This window comes from Pantoea cypripedii, from assembly GCF_002095535.1.
Lineage (GTDB): Bacteria > Pseudomonadota > Gammaproteobacteria > Enterobacterales > Enterobacteriaceae > Pantoea > Pantoea cypripedii.
In genome coordinates, this window is record NZ_MLJI01000001.1 from 2,644,508 (window position 1) to 2,663,985 (window position 19,478).

The following is a 19,478-nucleotide window of genomic DNA, read 5'->3' on the forward strand; positions in this document are numbered from 1 at the left end:
GCCTTTTTAGCAGGGAAATGTTTTCAGTATCCCCGGTTGCGATCGATGACACCGACCATCGGTTCGCCGCGTTGATAGCGGCGCAGATTGTCGAGCAGCGCCGCCACCGCGCTGTCGGTTTGCGTCTGGCTGGCGATGTGCGGCGTCAGCCAGATGGCCGGATGGTGCCAGAACGGATGTCCGGCTGGCAGCGGCTCAGGATCGGTCACGTCGATCACCGCCGCACTGAGCTGACCGCACGCCAGCGCCGCCAGCAGATGATCATCATTGAGCTGCGGTCCACGTCCCACCTGCACCAGCGCCGCCCCGCTGGGCAGCCGGGCAAAGAGTTCAGCATTGAGTAGCCCGCGTGTGCTGTCGGTAAGCGGCAGCAGGCACACCAGAATGTCGCTATGGGCAAGGAAATCATTCAACTGATCGCTACCGTGCCAGCAACGTACTCCATCGATGTCACGCGGGGTCCGGCTCCAGCCTGCGCAGTTAAAACCGAGCGACACCAGCTGTTTCAGCGCGGCCTGGCCGAGTTCACCCAGCCCCATCACCCCGACCCGGCGTTCTCCGGCGGTGTGTATTTTGTGGGTTTGCCACTGCTGTTCACGCTGCTGTTGGAAGTAGCGCGGCATATCGCGATGCAACCCCAGCACGGCAAAAGTGACGTACTCCACCATGCCCTGGGTCAGGCCGGGTTCGATCATGCGCACCACCGGCAGATGCGGCGGCAACGTGCTAAGGTCAAACTGGTCAGCACCCGCGCCTACCGACAGCAGCGCTTGCAGATTAGGAAAGGTCGCCAGCACATCTTCCGGTGGCTGCCAGGCAATCAACACCTCCACCTGGGTGGCATCGCCGGTCTCTGGCCAGATATGCAGCTGGATATCTGGCGCATGCTGCGCCAGCCAGCGTTGCCAGTGCGCCCCGCGCACCGGGTCCGATTTATAGACGATATGCATCAGGCCATCGCCTGGGTCATTAACCCGAACGCCTGCATCTCACCGGCCTGCGGTGACCACGGCGTTCCCCGTATCATGGTGGTGGGCGCATCAACCTGATCCAGTCCCAGCGTTTCCAGCCAGGCGGCCAGCGGCTGCGCACCGTCGGTATCGATACGAACAAATTCGCCGCCCAGCCCCTGCATCAACGCGGCTACCAGCGCCTGCGCCACTGGCAGGCTTTGTGCGATCACCGGGCCAATCGCCCAGCCATGACCAAAACGCCGCAGGCTGGCAAAACCGTGGATACGCTGCTGCGCGTCCTGCAAGATCACCGTCTGGCTATGGGCAATCAGCTGGTTGAGTAAACGCGGACGCCACATGCCATGCGCCTGGTGATCCAGTTCGGTCAGCAAATCCGCATCCGCCGGGGTCGCGTTACGCAGCGTCAGCCCGGTCGGGATAGTCACCTGCGGTACCGCCGCCAGCGCACGTGTCTGGTGCTGCTGGATATGGCCGGTAACGTTGAAACCGAGCTTCGCATACAGCCCTTTGCCCATTTCCGTGGCGTGCAGGCGTACGTTGCAGCCAGGAAATTTCTCCAGCAACGCCAGCATCAGCTGTTTGCCGACACCGCGCCCCTGGAACTGGTCATTGACGATCACCAGCCCGATGGTGGCGGACTGCTCACCCCAGCGCCAGCCGATGGCGCTGCCGAGGTAAGCACCGTCTTCTTCCGCCACCACGCCTTCGCCCAGCTGTTGCGCCTGCAACCAGTCTTCACGCCGGTGCGGCCATTTCAGGTGTTGCGTCATGGCAAAACCCTGTTCAATGTCGTCCGCCGTCATCGCGCGTAATGTGATACTCATGTTGTGCTCCTTACATCATGCCTGGCGCGTCGAGGCCACTGCCATCAACCAGACGGGAATAACGATATGGGGTCGGATCCACCACCGGCGTGCCGTCGGTCGCCAGATCGGCGGCCAGCCGCCCGGCTCCCGGACCAATACCAAAACCGTGTGCGCTGTACCCGGCTGAGATCACCAACCCCGGTAGTTTCGCCACGGTGGAGATCACCGGAATGGCATCGGGGGTGCTGTCGATCATGCCGCCCCAGGATTGCGCCAGCTTGAGATTAGCCAGCGCCGGATACTCTTTACGCATCGCCGCCAGCCCTTCTTCAACGATGCTGGCATCCGCTGCCGGGTCGAGAATACGTACCCGTTCAAACGGCGACTGGCGATCAAACTCCCAGCTACCCATTGCTTCCGGGCCAGAAAAGAACGGTTTGATGCCAGGATTGAATTTAAGGTTTTTGCGGCGGCTTTTGAAGGTCGGAAAGAACTGACGCGCGTAACGAATGCCCTGCGCACCGGGTTCAAGACGACCGCGACCGGACACCGAGACAGTGTAGCTGCCGTCGATCTGCGGGCGGCAGGCAAAGCCGGGGGTGTACAGCGGCATCGCAATTGCCTGTTCGATCGGCTGGGTGCGGAAGGCCGTGCCGATCACATTGCCAAGCGGCAGATCGATACCGTGACGGCGACAAAACATCGACGTCCACGCCCCGGCGGCGCAAATCACCCGGCTGGTTTTGATCAGGCCACGCTCGGTCCACACGCCGCTGACCCGGCCTGCCGCAATATCCAGACCACGCACCGCGCATTGCTGGAACACCTTTGCGCCAAGACGCTGCGCACCGATCACCAGCCCGGCGGAAGCCAGTCGCGGCTCGGCATGGCCATCGGTAGGCGAGGAAACTCCGCCGAGCCAGGCGGTGGTGCTGCCCGGCGTCATCGCTTTGGCCTGTTCGGCGCTGAGAATGTCGCTGCGCACGCCGTAATTTTTTGCCATCCGGCCCCATTTTTCCCAGGCAGCGATGTCTTCCTCGTTGCGCGTGGCATACACCAGCCCGCTGCGACGAAAACCCAGTTCTTCCCCGGTGGCCGCGTTGAGTTCACCCCAGCGCTGGAGCGCATAGATAATCAGTGGCAGCTCACGTTCATCGCGGTTCTGCTGGCGGCACCAGCCCCAGTTACGGCTCGACTGTTCCGCGCCCACCAGCCCTTTTTCCACCAACACCACTTTTAACCCCTGCTGGGCCAGCTCCCAGGTGGCGGCAGAACCGGCGATACCGGCACCAATCACCACCACATCGGCGGACTCCGGGAAATCAGCACTGTCCTGTACATAACGAATCGGCGCAGGCATAACGTTGCTACCTCAATATTGAAAATTTTTCTGCGATTCGTAGCGGCGCGATTTATCGCGCAATGCCGAAACGCGTTGGTTGTTGAAAAACCGCGCGATAAATCGCGCCGCTACATTCGTGCTGTTATTCCGCCTTCAATACTTCTTCGTGCTCATCGAGCCAGCCCTGACGCAGCTCCGGCACCGCACGTTTCAGGCGTTCGAAGTACAACTCGCTGGTCGGCTTGTCGTAATCTGCCCGCGCAATCTGCGTCACAATCCGGCCACTTTTCATCACCACGATATCGTCGCAAACGGCACGTACCGCGTGCATGTCGTGGCTGATAAACAGCACGGACAAGCCCAGCTCACGCCGCAATTCGCTGATCAGATCCAGCACCGCCGCCGCCACTACGGTGTCGAGCGCCGAGGTCACTTCATCACACAGAATCAGATCCGGCTCGGCGGCCAGCGCCCGTGCGAGGTTAACGCGCTGTTTTTGCCCGCCGGAGAGCGCCCACGGACGTCGCCATAACACGCTGCGTGGCAGTTTGACCAGGTCGAGCAACTGATGCAGCCGCTGTTCACGCGCCGCACCACTCAGACCGTGGAACAAGGCCAGCGGGCGTGACAGGATGCGCTCAACGCTGTGCGCCGGATTCAGCGCGGTGTCCGCCATCTGAAAGACATACTGGATACGGCGCAGCTCGTTATCGGGCCGCTTATGCATGTCACCGTTGATGTAGTGACCGTTGAATAACAGATGTCCCTGACTCGGCGCATTCAGCCCGGCAATGGCGTGCGCCAGCGTGGTTTTACCGGATCCAGATTCGCCAATAATGCCAATCGCCTGCCCTTTCCACAGTTTCAGATTGATGTCTTCGAGGATGCGGATTTTGGGCTGACCATCGCTGCCGCGTGGGCCATAACCGGCACAGAGGTCGCGCACTTCCAGCAAGGGCTGCATCTCTGCTGTGGCACAGCTCCAGCTGCTTGGCCGTTCGGTCTGACGTGCGGCATCCATCAGCAACTGGGTATATTCCGCCTGCGGGTCGCCGATCAGGCGTTCGGTGGTGCCGTATTCCGCTATCTGGCCGCGCAGCAGTACCAGAATGCGATCGGCCATTTGGGCCACCACTGCCAAATCGTGGCTGACGTAGATTGCCGTGACGCCACGCTGCGCCACCACACGGCGAAACGCCTTCAGCACCTCCACCTGAGTGGTGACATCCAGCGCGGTGGTCGGTTCATCCAGAATCACCACATCCGGGTCGCCAATCAGCGCCATTGCGGTCATCAAACGTTGTAACTGGCCGCCGGATACCTGATGCGGAAAGCGGTCACCGATGGTGTCCGGATTCGGCAACGCCAGTTCACGAAACAACGCGATGGCCTTCTCTTTCGCCGCTTTGCGTTTCATGCTGCCGTGGATCACCACCGGCTCGATCACCTGATCAAGAATGCGCATGCCGGGGTTAAACGACGCCGCTGCGCTCTGCGCGATATAGGCGACTTTGTTACCGCGAAACTCGCGCAGCTGGACTGGCGACAGGCTGCGGACATCAGTGCCCGCCACATGGATCATGCCATCAGCGATACGACAGCCATGACGCGCATAGCCCATCAGCGCCATGGCGATGGTGGTTTTGCCGGAGCCGGATTCACCAATCAGCGCCAGCACTTCCCCCTTCTGCACGGTAAAACGAATGTCGGAAACCAGATCGATCTCTTCGCCTTTGTCGGTCTGCGCAGTGACGCGCAGGTTCTCGACGGCGATCACCGGCATCGCGGTGTGCGGTGTCACGTTCATGCTCCCTCCTTCGCAAAACTCAGCGGACGCATCGCCTGCAGGCTGTCGATAAACAGGTTGGCACCAATGGTCAGGCTGGCGATCGCCACCGCAGGCATCAGCACCGCAGGTGAACCATCAAACAGGCCCTGAATGTTTTCGCGTACCAGCGTGCCCCAGTCGGCATACGGCGGTTGTACGCCGAGACCAAGGAAACTCAGGCCGCTGAGCAGCAGCACGATGTAGACAAAACGCAGACCAAAATCGGTCAGCATCGGGTGCACCATATTCGGCAGGATGTCATGGATGGCGATGTACCAGCGGCTTTCACCGCGCAGCTTCGAGGCACGCACGTAGTCCATATTGCGCAGGCTGCTCGCCATGGCAAACGCGATACGAAATGCCCCCGGCCAGTAGGTGAAGATTGCGGTGAGAATCAGCATCGGCAGGGAAGAACCGAACACCGCCACAATCATCAGCGACAGCACTTTGCCGGGCAGCACCAGCAGCGCATCGTTGACACGTCCCAGCAGTTCTTCCAGCCAGCGCCCGGTGACGGCCGCCAGTAATGCCAGCAAGGTGCCAATCAGGCTGGCCCCCACTGCGGCACTCAGCGCCAGGCCGATGGAGAACTTCGCGCCGTATAGAATGCGGCTGAGAATATCGCGGCCAAGATAATCCGTACCCAGCCAGTTATCTGCGGTAAAGCCCCCCAGCATCGGCCCACCGCCAATATCTTCGACGCTGTGCGGTGCCAGCTGCGTACCGAACAATGCCATAAACACCCAGAACAGCGAGATCAGCAGGCCAAAACGACCGGAGATCGATAGCGACTGAAAAAAGCGCCAGGGAAGTAGCAAGCTATTCATCAGCTCCTCCATTTCGGGTTAAAGGCGATGGTGAGGATGTCGGCTGCCAGCAACAACAGCAGGTAGCAGGCGGCAAACAGCATCACGCAAAATTGCACCACCGGCAGATCGCGGTTGCTGACCGCATCCACCAGCGCACTGGCGAGGCCAGGGTAGCTGAAGATGGTTTCGATGATGATCACGCCACCAAACAGATACGACAGGCTGAGCGAGATGGAGTTAGCAATCGGCCCGACGGCGTTAGGCAGCGCGTGACGCAAAACTGCGCGCAGCGGTGAGACGCCTTTTAAGCGCGCCATTTCCAGGTAGGGGCTGTCGAGCTGATTGATGATGGCAGCACGCGTCATGCGCGCCATTTGCGCCACCAGCACGCAGCACAATGTCAGCATCGGCAGCGCATAGGATTTCAGGTAACTGAGCAGGCTCATATCCGGGCTGCCGAATGACATCGCCGACACCCAATGTAGTTTCACCGCGAAAATCAGCACCGCCACGGTAGCCACCAGAAATTCCGGTACCGCCACCGTCGCCATGGTGCTGACCACGAGGAAGCGGTCAATCATTGAACCCCGGTTCATCGCCGCCGCAATGCCGATCACCAGCGCCAGCGGTACGCAGATAAGCGTGGTGATCGCCGCCAGTTCGAAGGTGGCTGGAATACGCTGCGCCACCAGCTGTGCCACCGGTAAATGGCTGGCAAACGAGATACCGAAATCGCCATGCAGCATGCCGCCCAGCCAGCTGAAATAACGTACCAGCAGCGGCTGATCCAGCCCGAGCTGCTGGCGTAACGCCGCCACCGTTTCCGGTGTGGCGTTTTGCCCCAGAATCATCTGCGCCGCGTCACCGGGCAGCAGGCTGGTGATAAAAAACACCACCGCCGAGACGATAAGTAAAGTCAGGACGCCCGCGCCTGCGCGCCGGGCAATCAGGAACATCATGTATCGGTTCATCGGCGTACTCCTCTCAGGGTTAGGGATCAGGCAGAGAGCCAGGCAAACTCATGGAAGCGATAACCCATCATCATGCCTGATGGCCATGCCTCTACCCCTTTCACCTTCTTGTTGTAACCATCGGTGGAGCTGATGAAGGTGGGGATGATGGTGCCGCAGTGGTCGTAAATCAGCGTCTGCATATCGCCGTACATCTGCTTGCGTTTCGCCTGATCGCGCTCACCCCTTGCCGCCACCACCAACTGGTCAAACTGATCGTTTTTCCAGCCGGATTCATTGTTCGATGCACTGGAGAGATAGAACTGGGAGAACAACATATCCAGCGTCGGACGCGGGTTGATGGAGCCGTAGCCGACCGGATCTTTAGTCCAGTGCGTTGACCAGTAGCCGTCATACGGCACGCGACGCACCTTGAAATTCACCCCGGTGTTGCGCGCCACCTGCTGAATCAGCTGACCGCCCTCCACTGCCCCTTCGATGTTCGGTGTGGTGATGATTTCCACATTAGCGCCAACCATGCCGGCTTTTTTGAAGTGGAATTTGGCTTTTTCCACATCCAGCGGACGGGGTTTCAGGTCCACGTTGTACAGCGGATGCCACGGCGGCACCGGGGTGTCATTACTCACGTCGCCATATCCCTGCAACACGGTTTTCACCAGCATTTCGCGCGGTTGCAGATACTTCATCCCCAGCACGAAATCTTCGTTGCTGCCGGGTTTCATGTCGGTGCGCACGATCAGGTTGGTGTACATGCCGGATTTACTCTCCAGCACGCCAAAATCAGAGGTGGCCTTGATGCGTTTGCAGTCGGCAGCGCTGAGGGTGGAGATGATATGCAGGTCACCCGACATCAGCGCATTGACGCGCGCTGCCTGGTCGGTCACGCCCAGCAGTTCCACCTCGTCGAGATGGGGCAAATCGGGTTTGAAGTAGTTGGGATTCTTCACGCCCACGGTACGCACGCCAGGGCTGAATTCTTTCAGTTTGAACGGGCCGGTGCCGATACCTTTGCTGAAATCTTTGGTGCCATCCTGCACGATCAGGAACGGGGCCGCCGCCAGCATATAGGGGACGTCAAAGTTGGCCTGGCTCAGCACCAGCTGCACTTCGTTATCATTGACGGCGGTGAAGGTTTTAAATTGATCGGCCAGCTTGAAGGCGTTGGAGGCGACCGCCGGATCTTTGTGGCGGCTCAGGGAATAAATCACATCTTTGGCAGTGAGCGGTTTGCCATCGTGGAAGGTCACGCCCTTGCGCAACTTGATTTGCCAGGTAATGCCATCACTGGATGCCACCGATTCGGCCAGCCCCGGCTGAATTTGCAGGTTTTTGTCCAGTTCAGTCAGACCGCTGTAGACCATAAACTGACGGGTGTAGTCGCCGCTGTTGTTGCCTTTGGCGGGATCGAGGGTATCGGTGGCTGAGGCGTTGGCCATTGCCGCACGCAGCTTACCGCCTTTGACCGGCGTTTCCGCCGCAAAACCCATTTCCGGAAAACCGATCAGACCGGTGCTCATCACCGCACCGGCGGACAACAACTTCATCAGGCTGCGACGGGACAGCGACCCTTCGGTCAATGCACGCGTCAGGGCCGGATTTACAGCGTCAGATTCTTTCTTAAATTTACTCATCTGCACACCCTCAATATGAAATGTTGTTTAAAAGACTGATTTTTCTTAGGAGAGCCGGTCCTTAGCTTTGTAATACAAGCCCGCGAGAGGCAAAAACCACGGTTTGCCGTGGTAACCGGGCAACGCAGGCCAGGCCTCACGCTGCCACGGGTTATCATTGCGTTTTTCGGCCAGCACATCGGCCATCACCCGCCCCATCCAGGTTGACATCTGAGTGCCATGCCCGCTGTAGCCGAGGGAATAGAACACGCCGTCGTGCTCACCGGCACGCGGCAGCCGGTCGGCGGTCATATCGACCATGCCGCCCCAGCAGTAATCAATGCGCGCCTTGCCCAGCTGCGGGAACAGCGCGGTCATCTCCGCCCGTAACACCTCGCCGCTGCGCGAGTCTGACGTCGGATTGCTGACGGCAAAGCGGGCGCGGCCGCCAAACACCAGACGACGGTCGGCCGTGGTACGGAAGTAGTTACCGATATTCAGCGAAGTGACGTAGGTACGATCCTGCGGCAGGATCTGGCGCAGCAACTCATCGCCCAGCGGTTCTGTCACCACAATAAAGCTGCCCACCGGCACGATACGGCGCTGGAACCACGGGAATGGCCCTTCATTTGATACACCGGTGGCCATCAACACCTTGTCGGCTACGATCTCGCCCTGAGTGGTGGTGATACGGTGGCGATAGCCGTTCAGACGGGTTAGCCCGGTGACCGCGTGATGCGGGAAAATCTTCGCCCCACTGCGGGCAGCCGCTTCCGCCAGCCCGACACCAAATTTCCCCATATGCATCTGACCGCCACGCTTTTGCAGCAAGCCACCGTGAAAGGCATCGCTACCCACTTCGCGGCGAATGTCATCTTTGCTAATCAGCTCGATCTCCGGGTCCACGGTGTCGCGCATCAGTTGCCAGGCGCTGCGCAGGCCAGGAAAGTGCGTGGCCTTGCTGGCAAGTTTCAGCTTGCCGCACAGGCGGAAGTCGCAATCAATCTGCTCGTCCTGCACCAATTGCTCGACATAGCTCACCGCCCCATCAAAAGCGCGATAGAAGCGACTGGCCTGCTCCAGCCCCTGGCTGGCGACCAGTGAGGCAAAGTTTTGCGAAACGCCGGTATTGCAGTGGCCGCCGTTGCGCGCCGAGGCCTGGCTCATGATGTCGCCGCTTTCCAGCAGCACCACATCGATGCCGCCCCGTGCCAGGTTGAGCGCTGCCGAGACGCCGGTAAAACCACCGCCAATAACCACCACGCTGGCCGTGGCGGGCAGCGCACCCGTGGCTGCGCCGGTAAATTGCGGTGCGGTGGCCTGCCAGAAAGATTCGAGTTTCATTGCGCTGCCCTCCGGGCTTAGAGTCCGACCACAGCGGGCAGACCGCCGATATCTTTGATCTCGGTGTAGCCGTAAGCCGGGTTGGCCGGATCGTGGCCGCGATTGACCCACACCTTGTTGGTGATGCCCATGTCATGGCAGGTCATCAGGTCATAACGCAGGCTGGAGGAAACGTGCAGGATCTCGTCCGGGCGGCAGTCGAGCTTTTCCAGCATGTATTCGAAGCCCTTCATCTGCGGTTTGTATGCACCCACCTCTTCTGCGGTGATCGCCATGTGGATCGGCGCACCGAGACGCGGAATATGCTGTGGCAGCAGGTCTTTCATCGAGTTGGAGAGCAGCACCAGCGGGAACTCTTGTGCCACTTTCGCCAGACCGGCTGGCACATCCGCATGCGGACCCCAGGTGGCGCAGTCGGTGTAGATAAAGTCACTGTCGGCCTTGTCCCACTGCACGCCCCACTTGATACAGGCGCGTTGCAGCGCGTTACTCACCACGTCGTAATAAGGTTTCCATGCCCCCAGCACCTCATCCATTCGGTAGCGGGCGAAATCGGTGGTGAACGCCAGCATCGCTTCCGGTGCCACGCGTTCTTTGAAGCAGCGTTCCGCCGCCCCTGCCATATCGAAGTTGATCAAAGTGCCGTAGCAATCAAAGGTGATGTATTTCGGTTTAAACAGTGCCATGACGCGACCTCGTCGTTGTCTGAAACGGAAATTAAAAATCGATTAATACACTCTTCTGGCGCTGACAGGCCTGAAAAGCCTGACGCCCCAGATCTTTGCCAATACCGGAGCCAAGGAAGCCGCCGGTGGGGATAATAAAATCGCCGGAACGGCCATAGCGGTTGATCCACACGGTGCCGGATTCCAGTGCCCGCATCGCCCGCATCGCCCGTGGCAGGCTCAGGGTGTGCACCCCGGCGCACAGGCCATAGGTGTCATGCGCCGCCAGTTGCAGCCCTTGTTCTTCGTCGTCAAATTCCTGCACGGTAAGCACCGGGCCAAAAATTTCCTGCTGCACTGCCGGATTATCCGATGCCACGCCGCACAACAGCGTGGGTTGCCAGAACCAGCCTTCGGCGGTATCCGCAAAACGCTCGCCACCCACCAGCACCTCTGCTCCCTGCGCTTTGGCTGCCGCGATCACCGACGCCACTTTGTGGCCTTGCCGTTCGTCAATCAGCGGCGCATAACGGCTGTCATCCTGCCAGGTGACACCCGGACGCGGTTGCTGGCACAGCGTCACCAGACGATCCAGCAACGGCTGTGCGATACCACGCTGCACAATCAGACGCGTACCGGCCACACAGGCCTGGCCGCCATTGGCGGTAAAGCCGCGCAGAATGCGCTGCGCCAGCACCTCGATGTCACCTGCATCATCGAATACCAGCTGTGGACTTTTGCCACCCAGTTCCAGCGTTACCGGCTTCATGCCGTGCTGCGCTGCATCGCTCATGATGCGTGCACCGGTCACGGTGGAACCGGTAAAGGAGACTTTGCGCACCAGCGGATGGGTGACCAGTGCATGGCCGGTCACCGCCCCGCTGCCCTGCACAATATTCAGGATGCCTGCCGGTAATCCCGCCTGCACAGCCAGCTCAGCCATACGCACGGTGGAAAACGGTGTCAGCTCGGAGGGTTTCAGCACCACGGCATTGCCCGCTGCCAGCGCCGGGCCGCATTTCCACGACGCCATCGATAACGGGAAATTCCACGGGGTGATGGCACCGATGACGCCATAAGGCTCGGAGATCAGCATGCCGAGGCTGCTTTCTTTGGTCGGGAACAGGTCGCCGCTGTATTTGTCGGCGCACTCGGCGTAGAAACGAATCGCTTCGGCAGTGAACGGAATTTCATGCTGCACCACGTCACCGATCGGGCGGGTGGAGCCGAGCGCTTCCAGCTGCGCCAGCAGCAGATCGCTCTCAATCAGGTCCGCCCAGCGACGCAGCACTTTGCCGCGTTCACGCGGTGGGCAGCTGCGCCAGCCGCTGGCAGTTAATGCGTGGTGAGCGAGAGTGACCGCACCATCCACATCCGCTGCCGTGGCTTCATTCAGGCTGGCGTAGACTTTGCCATCGGAGGGGCGTTTAACCGCAAAAGACGCGCCCTGCGTATGTTGATGCTGACCATTAATATAATGTCCAGCGGGTAAAGAAACTTTTTCAGGGTCGAAACTTAACATGGAAAAATCCTTATTTGTTACACCCGTCATTAGCGTGCTAATTAAAACTTCTTGCCACAGTTATCTGTGCTGTTAATAAGCTAATGCAGAAAGTATGCCAGCCCACCAAAAAATAATAATGCGTAAAAAACAGCCCAAAAAAATTTTCTGCCGTATTGGCGAGCTAAATTTTGCGGAATTGCCGAAGCAATAAACAGATGATTTACTTCACAAAATACGTGCATCCCTTTGGTGCACCTCGCATGAAACTTGCACTAAAACAGCGAATGTCGGGAAAAACATGACATTGCGCACAAAATAAAAAGCGCCTGTTACCAAAGGCAACAGGCGCTGAGCGGTTCGTTTGTTAATTTTTAATCAGAGACTGCCAATATGAAAAGTTTTCTGCTCCAGATACTCTTCAATTCCGTAGCGTGATCCTTCACGTCCTAATCCGGATAATTTAATTCCACCGAATGGCGCGGCATCTAATGAAATGGCACCGGTATTAAATCCCACCATGCCAAATTCCAGCGCTTCGGCGACGCGCCATGCACGGCGGATATTTTCGGTGAAGAAATAAGCCCCCAGGCCATAAGGCGTATCATTCGCCATAGCGATGGCTTCTTCTTCATCATCAAAAATAAACAGCGGCGCGACCGGGCCAAAGGTTTCTTCATGGGCGATACGCATGCGGCTGGTGACATTACCGAGCACCGTTGGCTGAACAAAAGTGCCGTTGGGCTGACTGATGCCACCCGTCAGCAGGGTTGCCCCCTGGCTCAGCGCATCATCAATATGGCTGTTCACCTTTTCAACCGCGCGATCGTTGATCAACGGACCGATGGTGCTTTGTGCATCAAAGCCGTCGCCGACTTTTAACGTCGCTACCGCTGTCAGTAACCGTGCGCTGAAACGTTCATAAATGCCACGCTGCACCAGGATGCGGTTGGCACAGACGCAGGTTTGTCCGGCATTACGGAACTTGCTCGCCATCACACCAGCAATCGCAATCTCCAGGTCGGCATCGTCAAAGACGATCAAGGGTGCATTGCCGCCCAGTTCCAGGCTTAAACGTTTTACGCTGTCGGCACTTTGCTGCATCAGCAACTGCCCGATGCGCGTGGATCCGGTGAAGGAGATTTTGCGCACCGTGCGGCTGGCGGTGAGCGTGCTGCCGATATCGGCAGGCAGGCCGGTCAGTACCTGAAGTACGCCGCTCGGGAAGCCTGCGCGTTCGGCCAGCACCGCCAGCGCCAGTGCGGATAACGGCGTCAGTTCGGAAGGTTTCACAATGATGGGGCACCCGGCTGCCAGCGCCGGAGCGACTTTGCGGGTGATCATTGCAATCGGGAAGTTCCACGGCGTGATGGCAGCGGCCACCCCCACCGGTTGTTTCAGCACCAGAATGCGGCGATCTTCGCTCGGTGCCGGGATGGTATCGCCATAGATACGGCGCGCCTCTTCCGCGAACCATTTCACGAAACTGGCACCGTACAGCACTTCGCCTTTGGCTTCCGCCAGCGGTTTGCCCTGTTCGGCGGTCATGATAATCGCCAGGTCATCCGCATTTTCCAGGATCAGCTGATGCCACTTTTCCAGCAGCGCCGCGCGGGCGGCATTCGGCGTCTTACCCCAGCTGACGCGTACCGATTCGGCATAATCTATTGCCTGTTCGGTTTCTACCGCACCCAGTGCCGGGATGGTCACCAGCGTTTCCTGAGTGGAAGGATCGACAACCGGCAACGTCGCGCCGCTGTGCGCATCCTGCCAGCGCCCGCCAAATAACGCCTGCTGGCGCAGTAACTCCGTATCTTTCAGTTGAATTCGCGACATGCTTTTCCCCTGTGTCTATGTCATTTCACTGTAACGCGGCGGCACAGCGCAGGATGTTTTTCTGCGAGAACGAAATGACACAGCTACGCGTTTTGCGACGGGAAAAGAAATTTTATGCTGCGCGGCCCGAACGAGCCGCACGCGGGAGGTTAGATCTGGAAATCGATGGCCGGTTCTTCGCCGGTTTCGTAGGAGAGCGCCTGACGTTTGATCTCCTCCAGCGACAGGTTGGCGTTACAGAGTTCGAGGAATTGCCAGACATAGTTACGTTGCAGCTGGCCGCGTTTCAGGCCCAGCCAGACGGTGTTGGCATCGAATAAATGACGGGCATCGATTTTTACCAGGTCTTCACCATCGTAGATATCGCAAGCCTGGTCGGCGAGGATGCCGACGCCGAGACCCAGCTCGACATAGGTTTTTACCACATCGGAATCCTGGGCGCTGAGCACGATATCCGGCTTCAACCCGGCAGCCTGGAAGGCGCGGTCAACACGCGAACGACCAGTGATACCCTGACGGTAGGTAATCAGCGGATAGCGACTCAGTTGCCCCAGCGATACTGGCTCCGTCTGCAACAGTTCATGATCGTGCGGCACCAGCAGCGAGTGATGCCAGCTAAACCACGGGAAGGCTGCCAGGCTGGCGTTATTCACCAGTTGTTCACTGGCGATACCGACATCGGCCTCCCCCGCCAGCAACATCGCCACAATTTCCTGCGGTGATCCCTGATTCAGTTCCAGCCGGACATTGGGGTAGAGCTGGCGGAAAGCTTTGATCACTCGCGGCAGGCTGTAACGCGCCTGGGTATGGGTGGTGGCGATGGTCAGCACCCCGCTGGTTTCATTGGTAAACACATCGGCGAGGCGGCGGACTTTGCCCGCTTCATCAAGGATGCGTTCAGCAATGGTCAGCAACGCTTTACCTGGCTCGGTCATCCCCAGCAGACGTTTACCGCGACGGATAAAAATTTCGACGCCAAGTTCATCTTCCAAATCGCGAATATGGCGACTGACCCCGGATTGCGAGGTAAAGAGCGTGTTGGCGACTTCAGTCAGGTTGAACTCGCAACGGGCTGCTTCACGTATAATTTTAAGTTGCTGGAAATTCACACCTTTTCTCCTTGTTCCTGCCCCTGTTTCATCCATGTTATGAAGTTGGTGGCAGTACAACAAATAATAAAAAACGGTTCGTTATGCGGAATGGTAATAAGGGGTGGGGGAGCCAGACCGGGATGGGGGCGGTGGCGATCTTGTTCGCCTGTCGCTGGCAGCAGCGGTTGTGCTCTGAGAAGGTTCCGCCCGCCAGGCTTTAGGTAGTTTCAGGACCGCCTGTGCGAGCGGACGGACCTCGCGGATTTTAAATAATTGGGTATTGCGCGATAAATCGCGCCGCTACAAATACGGTGCAATTTTTATCAATTAATTCAAATACCTGAATATACCCGTAGCGGCGCGATTTATCGCGCGCCGTTAAGCAAACAACAACGGAAAAACCCCAGAAAGTCATTGCTGTTGCAGCGTGGGTGTGAGCGCCATCCGGACTCGCTGAGCGCGGGAACGATTCCAGGATGAGCCGCAAGGATGCGGCGAAAGGCGGCGTGTAGCGGCGCGATTTATCGCGCGAAAAAGCCGCGAAGCGGCGAGGAAGGCGGCGCAGGGCCGGGGAATGCAAAGGGGACGGCCAGGTCCCCTTTGCTCGGTCGCCGCACTGGCGAGCTGAAACTGCCAGTGCCGGTAGCGAACGAAACCAGCTCGTGGCGAACGAAACCACCTCAGAACCAGCAAGTGTCGGGCGCAGCCTGACCGGTCGCCCCCGACCGCAATCAACCTACCAGCATTAATTCACGATCTTCCACCATCGGCTTATTCAGCAGCGACAGCAGAATATTTTTCACCGCCTGCGCTGATGGCGACAGTGGCAGGCGCGCAGACACGTTCAGTGACAGCGGCAGATTCAGCGATGGGCTGTTGATACGCGCCATCCAGGCATGCGTGGAGCTAACCAGCGCACGCGCAGCCGATTCCGGCAGTACGGTCACGCCCATACCGCTCGATACTGCCGCAGTCAGCGTTGAAATCGATTCAATCTCACCAATAATGCGCGCGCTGAGGCGACGCAGGGAGAAGGCTTCATCCACACGTTTACGTACCGCACTGTAATCGCGTGGCAGGAACAGGTTCATCTGCGCCACATCGGCCAGATCCACCGTAGCTCCTGGGCAGTCGGTGGCACCGACCAGATACAGTTCTTCTTTCATCAGCGGAATGCTGTTGATGCCCGCCGTCGGTGCGCGGTCGTACAGCACCGCCATATCCAGCTGGCCGTTCATCACTTTCTCGTTCAGAGAGGTACCACTGTTTTCATGCAGATACACCAGCACATCCGGGTACTGCTCGCGCACGGTTTGCAGCAATGGCATGGTCAGCGATGATGCTGCGGTGCCCGGTGCCAGACCAATCGAAACCTGGCCATTCAGCGCCTGACCCGCATTGATCACCGCCGTCTGCGCCTGTTCGCACTGACGCAGGATGGTGCGTGCGTGGGCATAAAGAATTTTACCGGCTTCCGTCGGCGTTACGCCGCGTTTGGTACGAATCAGCAATTGCTGATCCAGCTCGTTCTCCAGCGTCGCCACCTGCTGGCTAAGCGCGGGCTGCGCAATATGCAACACTTCTGCTGCCTGAGTCAGGCTGCCGATATCGACGATTTTTACAAAGTATTTCAGTCGTCTTAAGTTCATTTTGCCTCCGTCACGGATCCCCGAATGCCCAATAATTATTGGTGCTCTTAGCCTGCTGGCTTGTGGTGATATAGGTTGCAATATGCAGGCCAGGTTTTATCAAAACACGTAAAAGCTTTACCAGATTTTTCCTAACGACGCGGAAAATAAGCGTTTCTGATTACCACTTTAGAGTTAATAAGCGCAGCACATGGCACGGATTGTTGAAAGATCGCGCGCAACGCACCAAATAAGTGCAGAAAATGCGAGGCAGGTGTGCAAAAAAGTGATGACCCGGCGACTCTTTTTAGTGCACTGAATGGCGTCAGCATGGGCAAAGACAGGGAAAATCAGTGAGTTAAATGAAGGTTATATTACAATATCAATAGTAAAACTTATCGTTCCACCTCGGTGATACGCTAAATCATTCGCGTTGTAGCAAGGCGGCATCTCCGGCTTAGCCCTGGGAGCATAGCTAACTATGTGACCAGGGTAAGCGGGAGATGCCAACGCGGCTACAGCACGAAGGATGCCGCGTATCAGCGTTTTTTGCGGTTGCGGTGCATATCGATCGACACCGCTGCGACGATAATGATGCCTTTAATGATGTCCTGAACGTACGCATCCACCCCAATAAAGGTGAACCCACTCTTAATCAGGCCAAGGATCACTGCACCGATTAAGGTGCCGGTGATACGCCCCACGCCGCCCATCAGGCTGCTGCCACCGATAACTGCTGCGGCGATGGCATCCAGTTCATAGGCGAGGCCCATACTTGACTGTCCGCTACTGACGCGTGCCGCCAGTACCACACCAGCCAGGCCCGAGAGCGCACCGGCGATGGTGTAAACGATAATCAGGTATTTATTGACGTTGATGCCGGACACTTTGGCGGAGGTCATGTTGCCGCCAATGGCGTAGACATATTTGCCGTAGCGGGTGTGCTTCAGCGCGATGTGGAACAGGAACGCCACCACCAGGAAGATCACTACCGGCATTGCACCCTGACCGATCGAGGTGAAGCCATCAGACAGGAAGCTGATCGGGTTACCCTGGGTGTAGTACTGCGCCAGACCGCGTGCGGATACCATCATACCGAGGGTGGCGATAAACGGAGGAATACCTGTTTTGGTGATCAGCACCCCGTTGACCAGCCCACAGACCAGCCCCACCCCAATACCCGCAACAATCGGGATGGCAGCGGGCAGGTTAACCAGCGAAGGATACATCGGCGACAGGCTATCGGAGGTTTGCGCCAGGCTGGCCGCGACCACTGCCGTCAAAGCGATGACCGAACCGGATGAGAGATCGATACCGGTGGTAATAATGACCTGAGTCACCCCCACCGCGATGATACCGATAATCGCCACCTGCAACACAATCAGCACCAGACGATTGGTGTTCATCAGGAAGGATTGGTCACGGACATACCAGCCCGCAATTTCAAAGATCAGGGCAATACCCAGCATCACCACAAAAATACCGGTATCTTTCGGCATCTTGTGGCGCAGATTGCTGAAAAAGGACGTCTGTTGTTCAGTTGCCTGGGGGGCCGTAACTTTCATGTTGCTCATAGTTGCCTCGCGCCTTACTCAGATGCCAGCGACAAAATGGTTTCCTGGTCGGCCTCTTCTTTATTGAGGATGCCGGTTATACGTCCTGCGTGCATCACCATCACGCGGTCACTCATGCCGAGAATTTCCGGCAGCTCCGAGGACACCATGATGATGGCGACGCCACGGTTCGCCAGTTCGCTGATCAAACGATAGATCTCAGCTTTGGCACCCACGTCGATGCCACGCGTTGGCTCATCAAGGATGAGGATCTTCGGCTGAGCCAGCAGCCAGCGGGCAATCAGCACCTTCTGCTGGTTACCGCCGCTGAGGTTATTGATGATTTGGTCCATGGTCGGCGTTTTGATGTTCAGCTTGCGGATTTGCTCCATGCAGTCCTGCGCCATCTTCATATGGCTGACAAAACCGCTTTTGCCGATGTAATCCGGCATGTTGACGATGCTCATGTTCTCCAGCACCGACAGCACCAGAAACAGTCCCGACTTTTTACGGTCTTCCGTCAGGAACGCCATGCCCTTCTCAATCGCTGTGGAGGGTGAGTCGATTTTCACCGGCACGCCGTCGATCAGCACTTCGCCACTGTCGAAACTCTCCATGCCAAACAGGCTTTCCATCACTTCACTGCGACCGGCACCCACCAGCCCGGCAACGCCAAGAATTTCCCCTTTGCGCAGCGTGAAGCTGACATCTTTAAAGCGACCTTTGCTGTTGAGGTTGCGCACCGTCAGCACGTCTTCGCCAATCGCATTGTTGAATTTCGGGAACAGCTGGGTCAGCTCACGTCCCACCATCTGGGTAATCAGCGACTGACGGGTAAACTGCGTGGTGCTGTTGCTGCCCACCCAGGCACCGTCGCGGAAAATGCTGATTTCATCGGTGATGGAGAAGATTTCATCCATTTTGTGACTGATATAGATGATGGCTTTGCCCTGCTCACGCAGGTCACGAATAATGGTGAACAGGTGCGAAACTTCTGTTTCTGTCAGCGCAGAGGTCGGTTCATCCATAATCACGATGTCGGAGTTCCACGACACCGCTTTGGCGATTTCCACCATCTGCTGGGCTGCGATGCTCAGTTCACCGACCATACGGTCGGCTTTCAGACGGATATTCAGTTTGTTCAGCAGCTGTTGTGTCTGCTGGTTGAGTTTGCTGTGGTCAACAAAGCCGTATTTCATCGGTTCGCGACCGAGCCAGATGTTTTCAGCTACGGTCATATGAGGCACCAGATTCAGTTCCTGGTGAATCATGGAGATCCCGGAACGCAGAGCATCCATGGTGTCCTGAAACTGCACTGGCTCCCCTTTAATGCGGATGGTGCCCTTATCGGGACGATACATCCCGATAAGGCATTTCATTAAAGTGGATTTGCCCGCGCCATTTTCGCCCATCAGGGCATGTACCGACCCCGGTTTAACGCGCAGTGAGACATTGTCGAGTGCCTTCACTCCAGGGAAGAACTTGCTGATGCCTTCGGCTTCAAGCGCAAAAGCGGTCAT

16 protein-coding genes are annotated in these 19,478 nt (G+C 57.8%); all 16 read right to left on the minus strand.

The genetic code is table 11. The features are described from left to right. Positions 1-23: 23 nt before the first annotated feature. A complete protein-coding gene (locus HA50_RS12225) occupies positions 24-950 on the minus strand; it encodes a 2-hydroxyacid dehydrogenase (RefSeq protein WP_084875778.1) in 927 nt (308 codons plus the stop codon). Next, positions 950-1,798, minus strand: coding sequence for a GNAT family N-acetyltransferase (locus HA50_RS12230; RefSeq protein WP_084875780.1), 849 nt, complete (start codon positions 1,796-1,798; stop codon positions 950-952). Before HA50_RS12230 ends, HA50_RS12225 begins: the two co-directional genes overlap by 1 nt. Before the next feature lie 10 nt (positions 1,799-1,808). Further along, the gene (locus HA50_RS12235) at positions 1,809-3,140 is read right to left on the minus strand and encodes an NAD(P)/FAD-dependent oxidoreductase (RefSeq protein WP_084875782.1); all 1,332 of its coding nucleotides are present in this window, start codon (positions 3,138-3,140) and stop codon (positions 1,809-1,811) included. A 124-nt stretch (positions 3,141-3,264) separates the two neighbouring features. Then, positions 3,265-4,929, minus strand: a complete 1,665-nt coding sequence (locus HA50_RS12240; RefSeq protein ID WP_084875784.1) for an ABC transporter ATP-binding protein — start codon at positions 4,927-4,929, stop codon at positions 3,265-3,267. Then, complete coding sequence (locus HA50_RS12245) at positions 4,926-5,777, minus strand: ABC transporter permease (RefSeq protein ID WP_084875786.1); 852 nt, start codon at positions 5,775-5,777, stop codon at positions 4,926-4,928. Before HA50_RS12245 ends, HA50_RS12240 begins: the two co-directional genes overlap by 4 nt. Further along, on the minus strand, positions 5,777-6,730 hold the full coding sequence (locus HA50_RS12250) for an ABC transporter permease (protein WP_084875789.1): 954 nt from the start codon (positions 6,728-6,730) through the stop codon (positions 5,777-5,779). Before HA50_RS12250 ends, HA50_RS12245 begins: the two co-directional genes overlap by 1 nt. 26 nt (positions 6,731-6,756) lie before the next feature. Beyond that, on the minus strand, positions 6,757-8,361 hold the full coding sequence (locus tag HA50_RS12255; RefSeq protein ID WP_084875792.1) for an ABC transporter substrate-binding protein: 1,605 nt from the start codon (positions 8,359-8,361) through the stop codon (positions 6,757-6,759). A gap of 45 nt (positions 8,362-8,406) precedes the next feature. After that, positions 8,407-9,684 (minus strand): NAD(P)/FAD-dependent oxidoreductase, encoded by a 1,278-nt coding sequence (locus tag HA50_RS12260; RefSeq protein ID WP_084875795.1) that lies wholly within the window; start codon positions 9,682-9,684, stop codon positions 8,407-8,409. A gap of 17 nt (positions 9,685-9,701) precedes the next feature. Beyond that, positions 9,702-10,370 (minus strand): haloacid dehalogenase type II, encoded by a 669-nt coding sequence (locus HA50_RS12265; protein ID WP_084875798.1) that lies wholly within the window; start codon positions 10,368-10,370, stop codon positions 9,702-9,704. 31 nt (positions 10,371-10,401) lie between these two features. Then, positions 10,402-11,871: an aldehyde dehydrogenase family protein gene (locus HA50_RS12270; protein ID WP_084875800.1), complete on the minus strand. Its 1,470-nt coding sequence runs from the start codon at positions 11,869-11,871 to the stop codon at positions 10,402-10,404. 357 nt (positions 11,872-12,228) lie between these two features. Then, entirely contained in the window at positions 12,229-13,686 is a 1,458-nt protein-coding gene (locus HA50_RS12275; protein WP_084875802.1) for an NAD-dependent succinate-semialdehyde dehydrogenase, read from the minus strand. A 149-nt stretch (positions 13,687-13,835) separates the two neighbouring features. Beyond that, positions 13,836-14,795 (minus strand): HTH-type transcriptional regulator Cbl, encoded by a 960-nt coding sequence (cbl, locus tag HA50_RS12280; protein ID WP_084875805.1) that lies wholly within the window; start codon positions 14,793-14,795, stop codon positions 13,836-13,838. Positions 14,796-15,042: 247 nt separating this feature from the next. Then, positions 15,043-15,456, minus strand: a complete 414-nt coding sequence (locus HA50_RS31070) for a hypothetical protein (RefSeq protein ID WP_139810926.1) — start codon at positions 15,454-15,456, stop codon at positions 15,043-15,045. Positions 15,457-15,508: 52 nt separating this feature from the next. Next, positions 15,509-16,426, minus strand: a complete 918-nt coding sequence (gene nac, locus HA50_RS12290; protein WP_084875810.1) for a nitrogen assimilation transcriptional regulator NAC — start codon at positions 16,424-16,426, stop codon at positions 15,509-15,511. 518 nt (positions 16,427-16,944) lie between these two features. Further along, positions 16,945-17,970, minus strand: a complete 1,026-nt coding sequence (locus HA50_RS12300) for an ABC transporter permease (RefSeq protein WP_208617316.1) — start codon at positions 17,968-17,970, stop codon at positions 16,945-16,947. Between the two features lie 23 nt (positions 17,971-17,993). After that, positions 17,994-19,478, minus strand: a complete 1,485-nt coding sequence (locus HA50_RS12305) for a sugar ABC transporter ATP-binding protein (protein ID WP_084875814.1) — start codon at positions 19,476-19,478, stop codon at positions 17,994-17,996.

Bases quoted from the DNA above. Each gene is read 5' to 3' on its own strand.
- HA50_RS12270 (WP_084875800.1), bottom strand. From the start codon at position 11,871: ATGTTAAGTTTCGACCCTGAAAAAGTTTCTTTACCCGCTGGACATTAT.
- HA50_RS12235 (WP_084875782.1), bottom strand. From the start codon at position 3,140: ATGCCTGCGCCGATTCGTTATGTACAGGACAGTGCTGATTTCCCGGAG.
- HA50_RS12260 (WP_084875795.1), bottom strand. From the start codon at position 9,684: ATGAAACTCGAATCTTTCTGGCAGGCCACCGCACCGCAATTTACCGGC.
- HA50_RS12240 (WP_084875784.1), bottom strand. From the start codon at position 4,929: ATGAACGTGACACCGCACACCGCGATGCCGGTGATCGCCGTCGAGAAC.
- HA50_RS12250 (WP_084875789.1), bottom strand. From the start codon at position 6,730: ATGAACCGATACATGATGTTCCTGATTGCCCGGCGCGCAGGCGCGGGC.
- HA50_RS12300 (WP_208617316.1), bottom strand. From the start codon at position 17,970: ATGAAAGTTACGGCCCCCCAGGCAACTGAACAACAGACGTCCTTTTTC.
- HA50_RS12275 (WP_084875802.1), bottom strand. From the start codon at position 13,686: ATGTCGCGAATTCAACTGAAAGATACGGAGTTACTGCGCCAGCAGGCG.
- HA50_RS12245 (WP_084875786.1), bottom strand. From the start codon at position 5,777: ATGAATAGCTTGCTACTTCCCTGGCGCTTTTTTCAGTCGCTATCGATC.
- HA50_RS12230 (WP_084875780.1), bottom strand. From the start codon at position 1,798: ATGAGTATCACATTACGCGCGATGACGGCGGACGACATTGAACAGGGT.
- HA50_RS12305 (WP_084875814.1), bottom strand. From the start codon at position 19,478: ATGACCGCTTTTGCGCTTGAAGCCGAAGGCATCAGCAAGTTCTTCCCT.
- HA50_RS12255 (WP_084875792.1), bottom strand. From the start codon at position 8,361: ATGAGTAAATTTAAGAAAGAATCTGACGCTGTAAATCCGGCCCTGACG.
- HA50_RS12265 (WP_084875798.1), bottom strand. From the start codon at position 10,370: ATGGCACTGTTTAAACCGAAATACATCACCTTTGATTGCTACGGCACT.
- nac (WP_084875810.1), bottom strand. From the start codon at position 16,426: ATGAACTTAAGACGACTGAAATACTTTGTAAAAATCGTCGATATCGGC.
- HA50_RS12225 (WP_084875778.1), bottom strand. From the start codon at position 950: ATGCATATCGTCTATAAATCGGACCCGGTGCGCGGGGCGCACTGGCAA.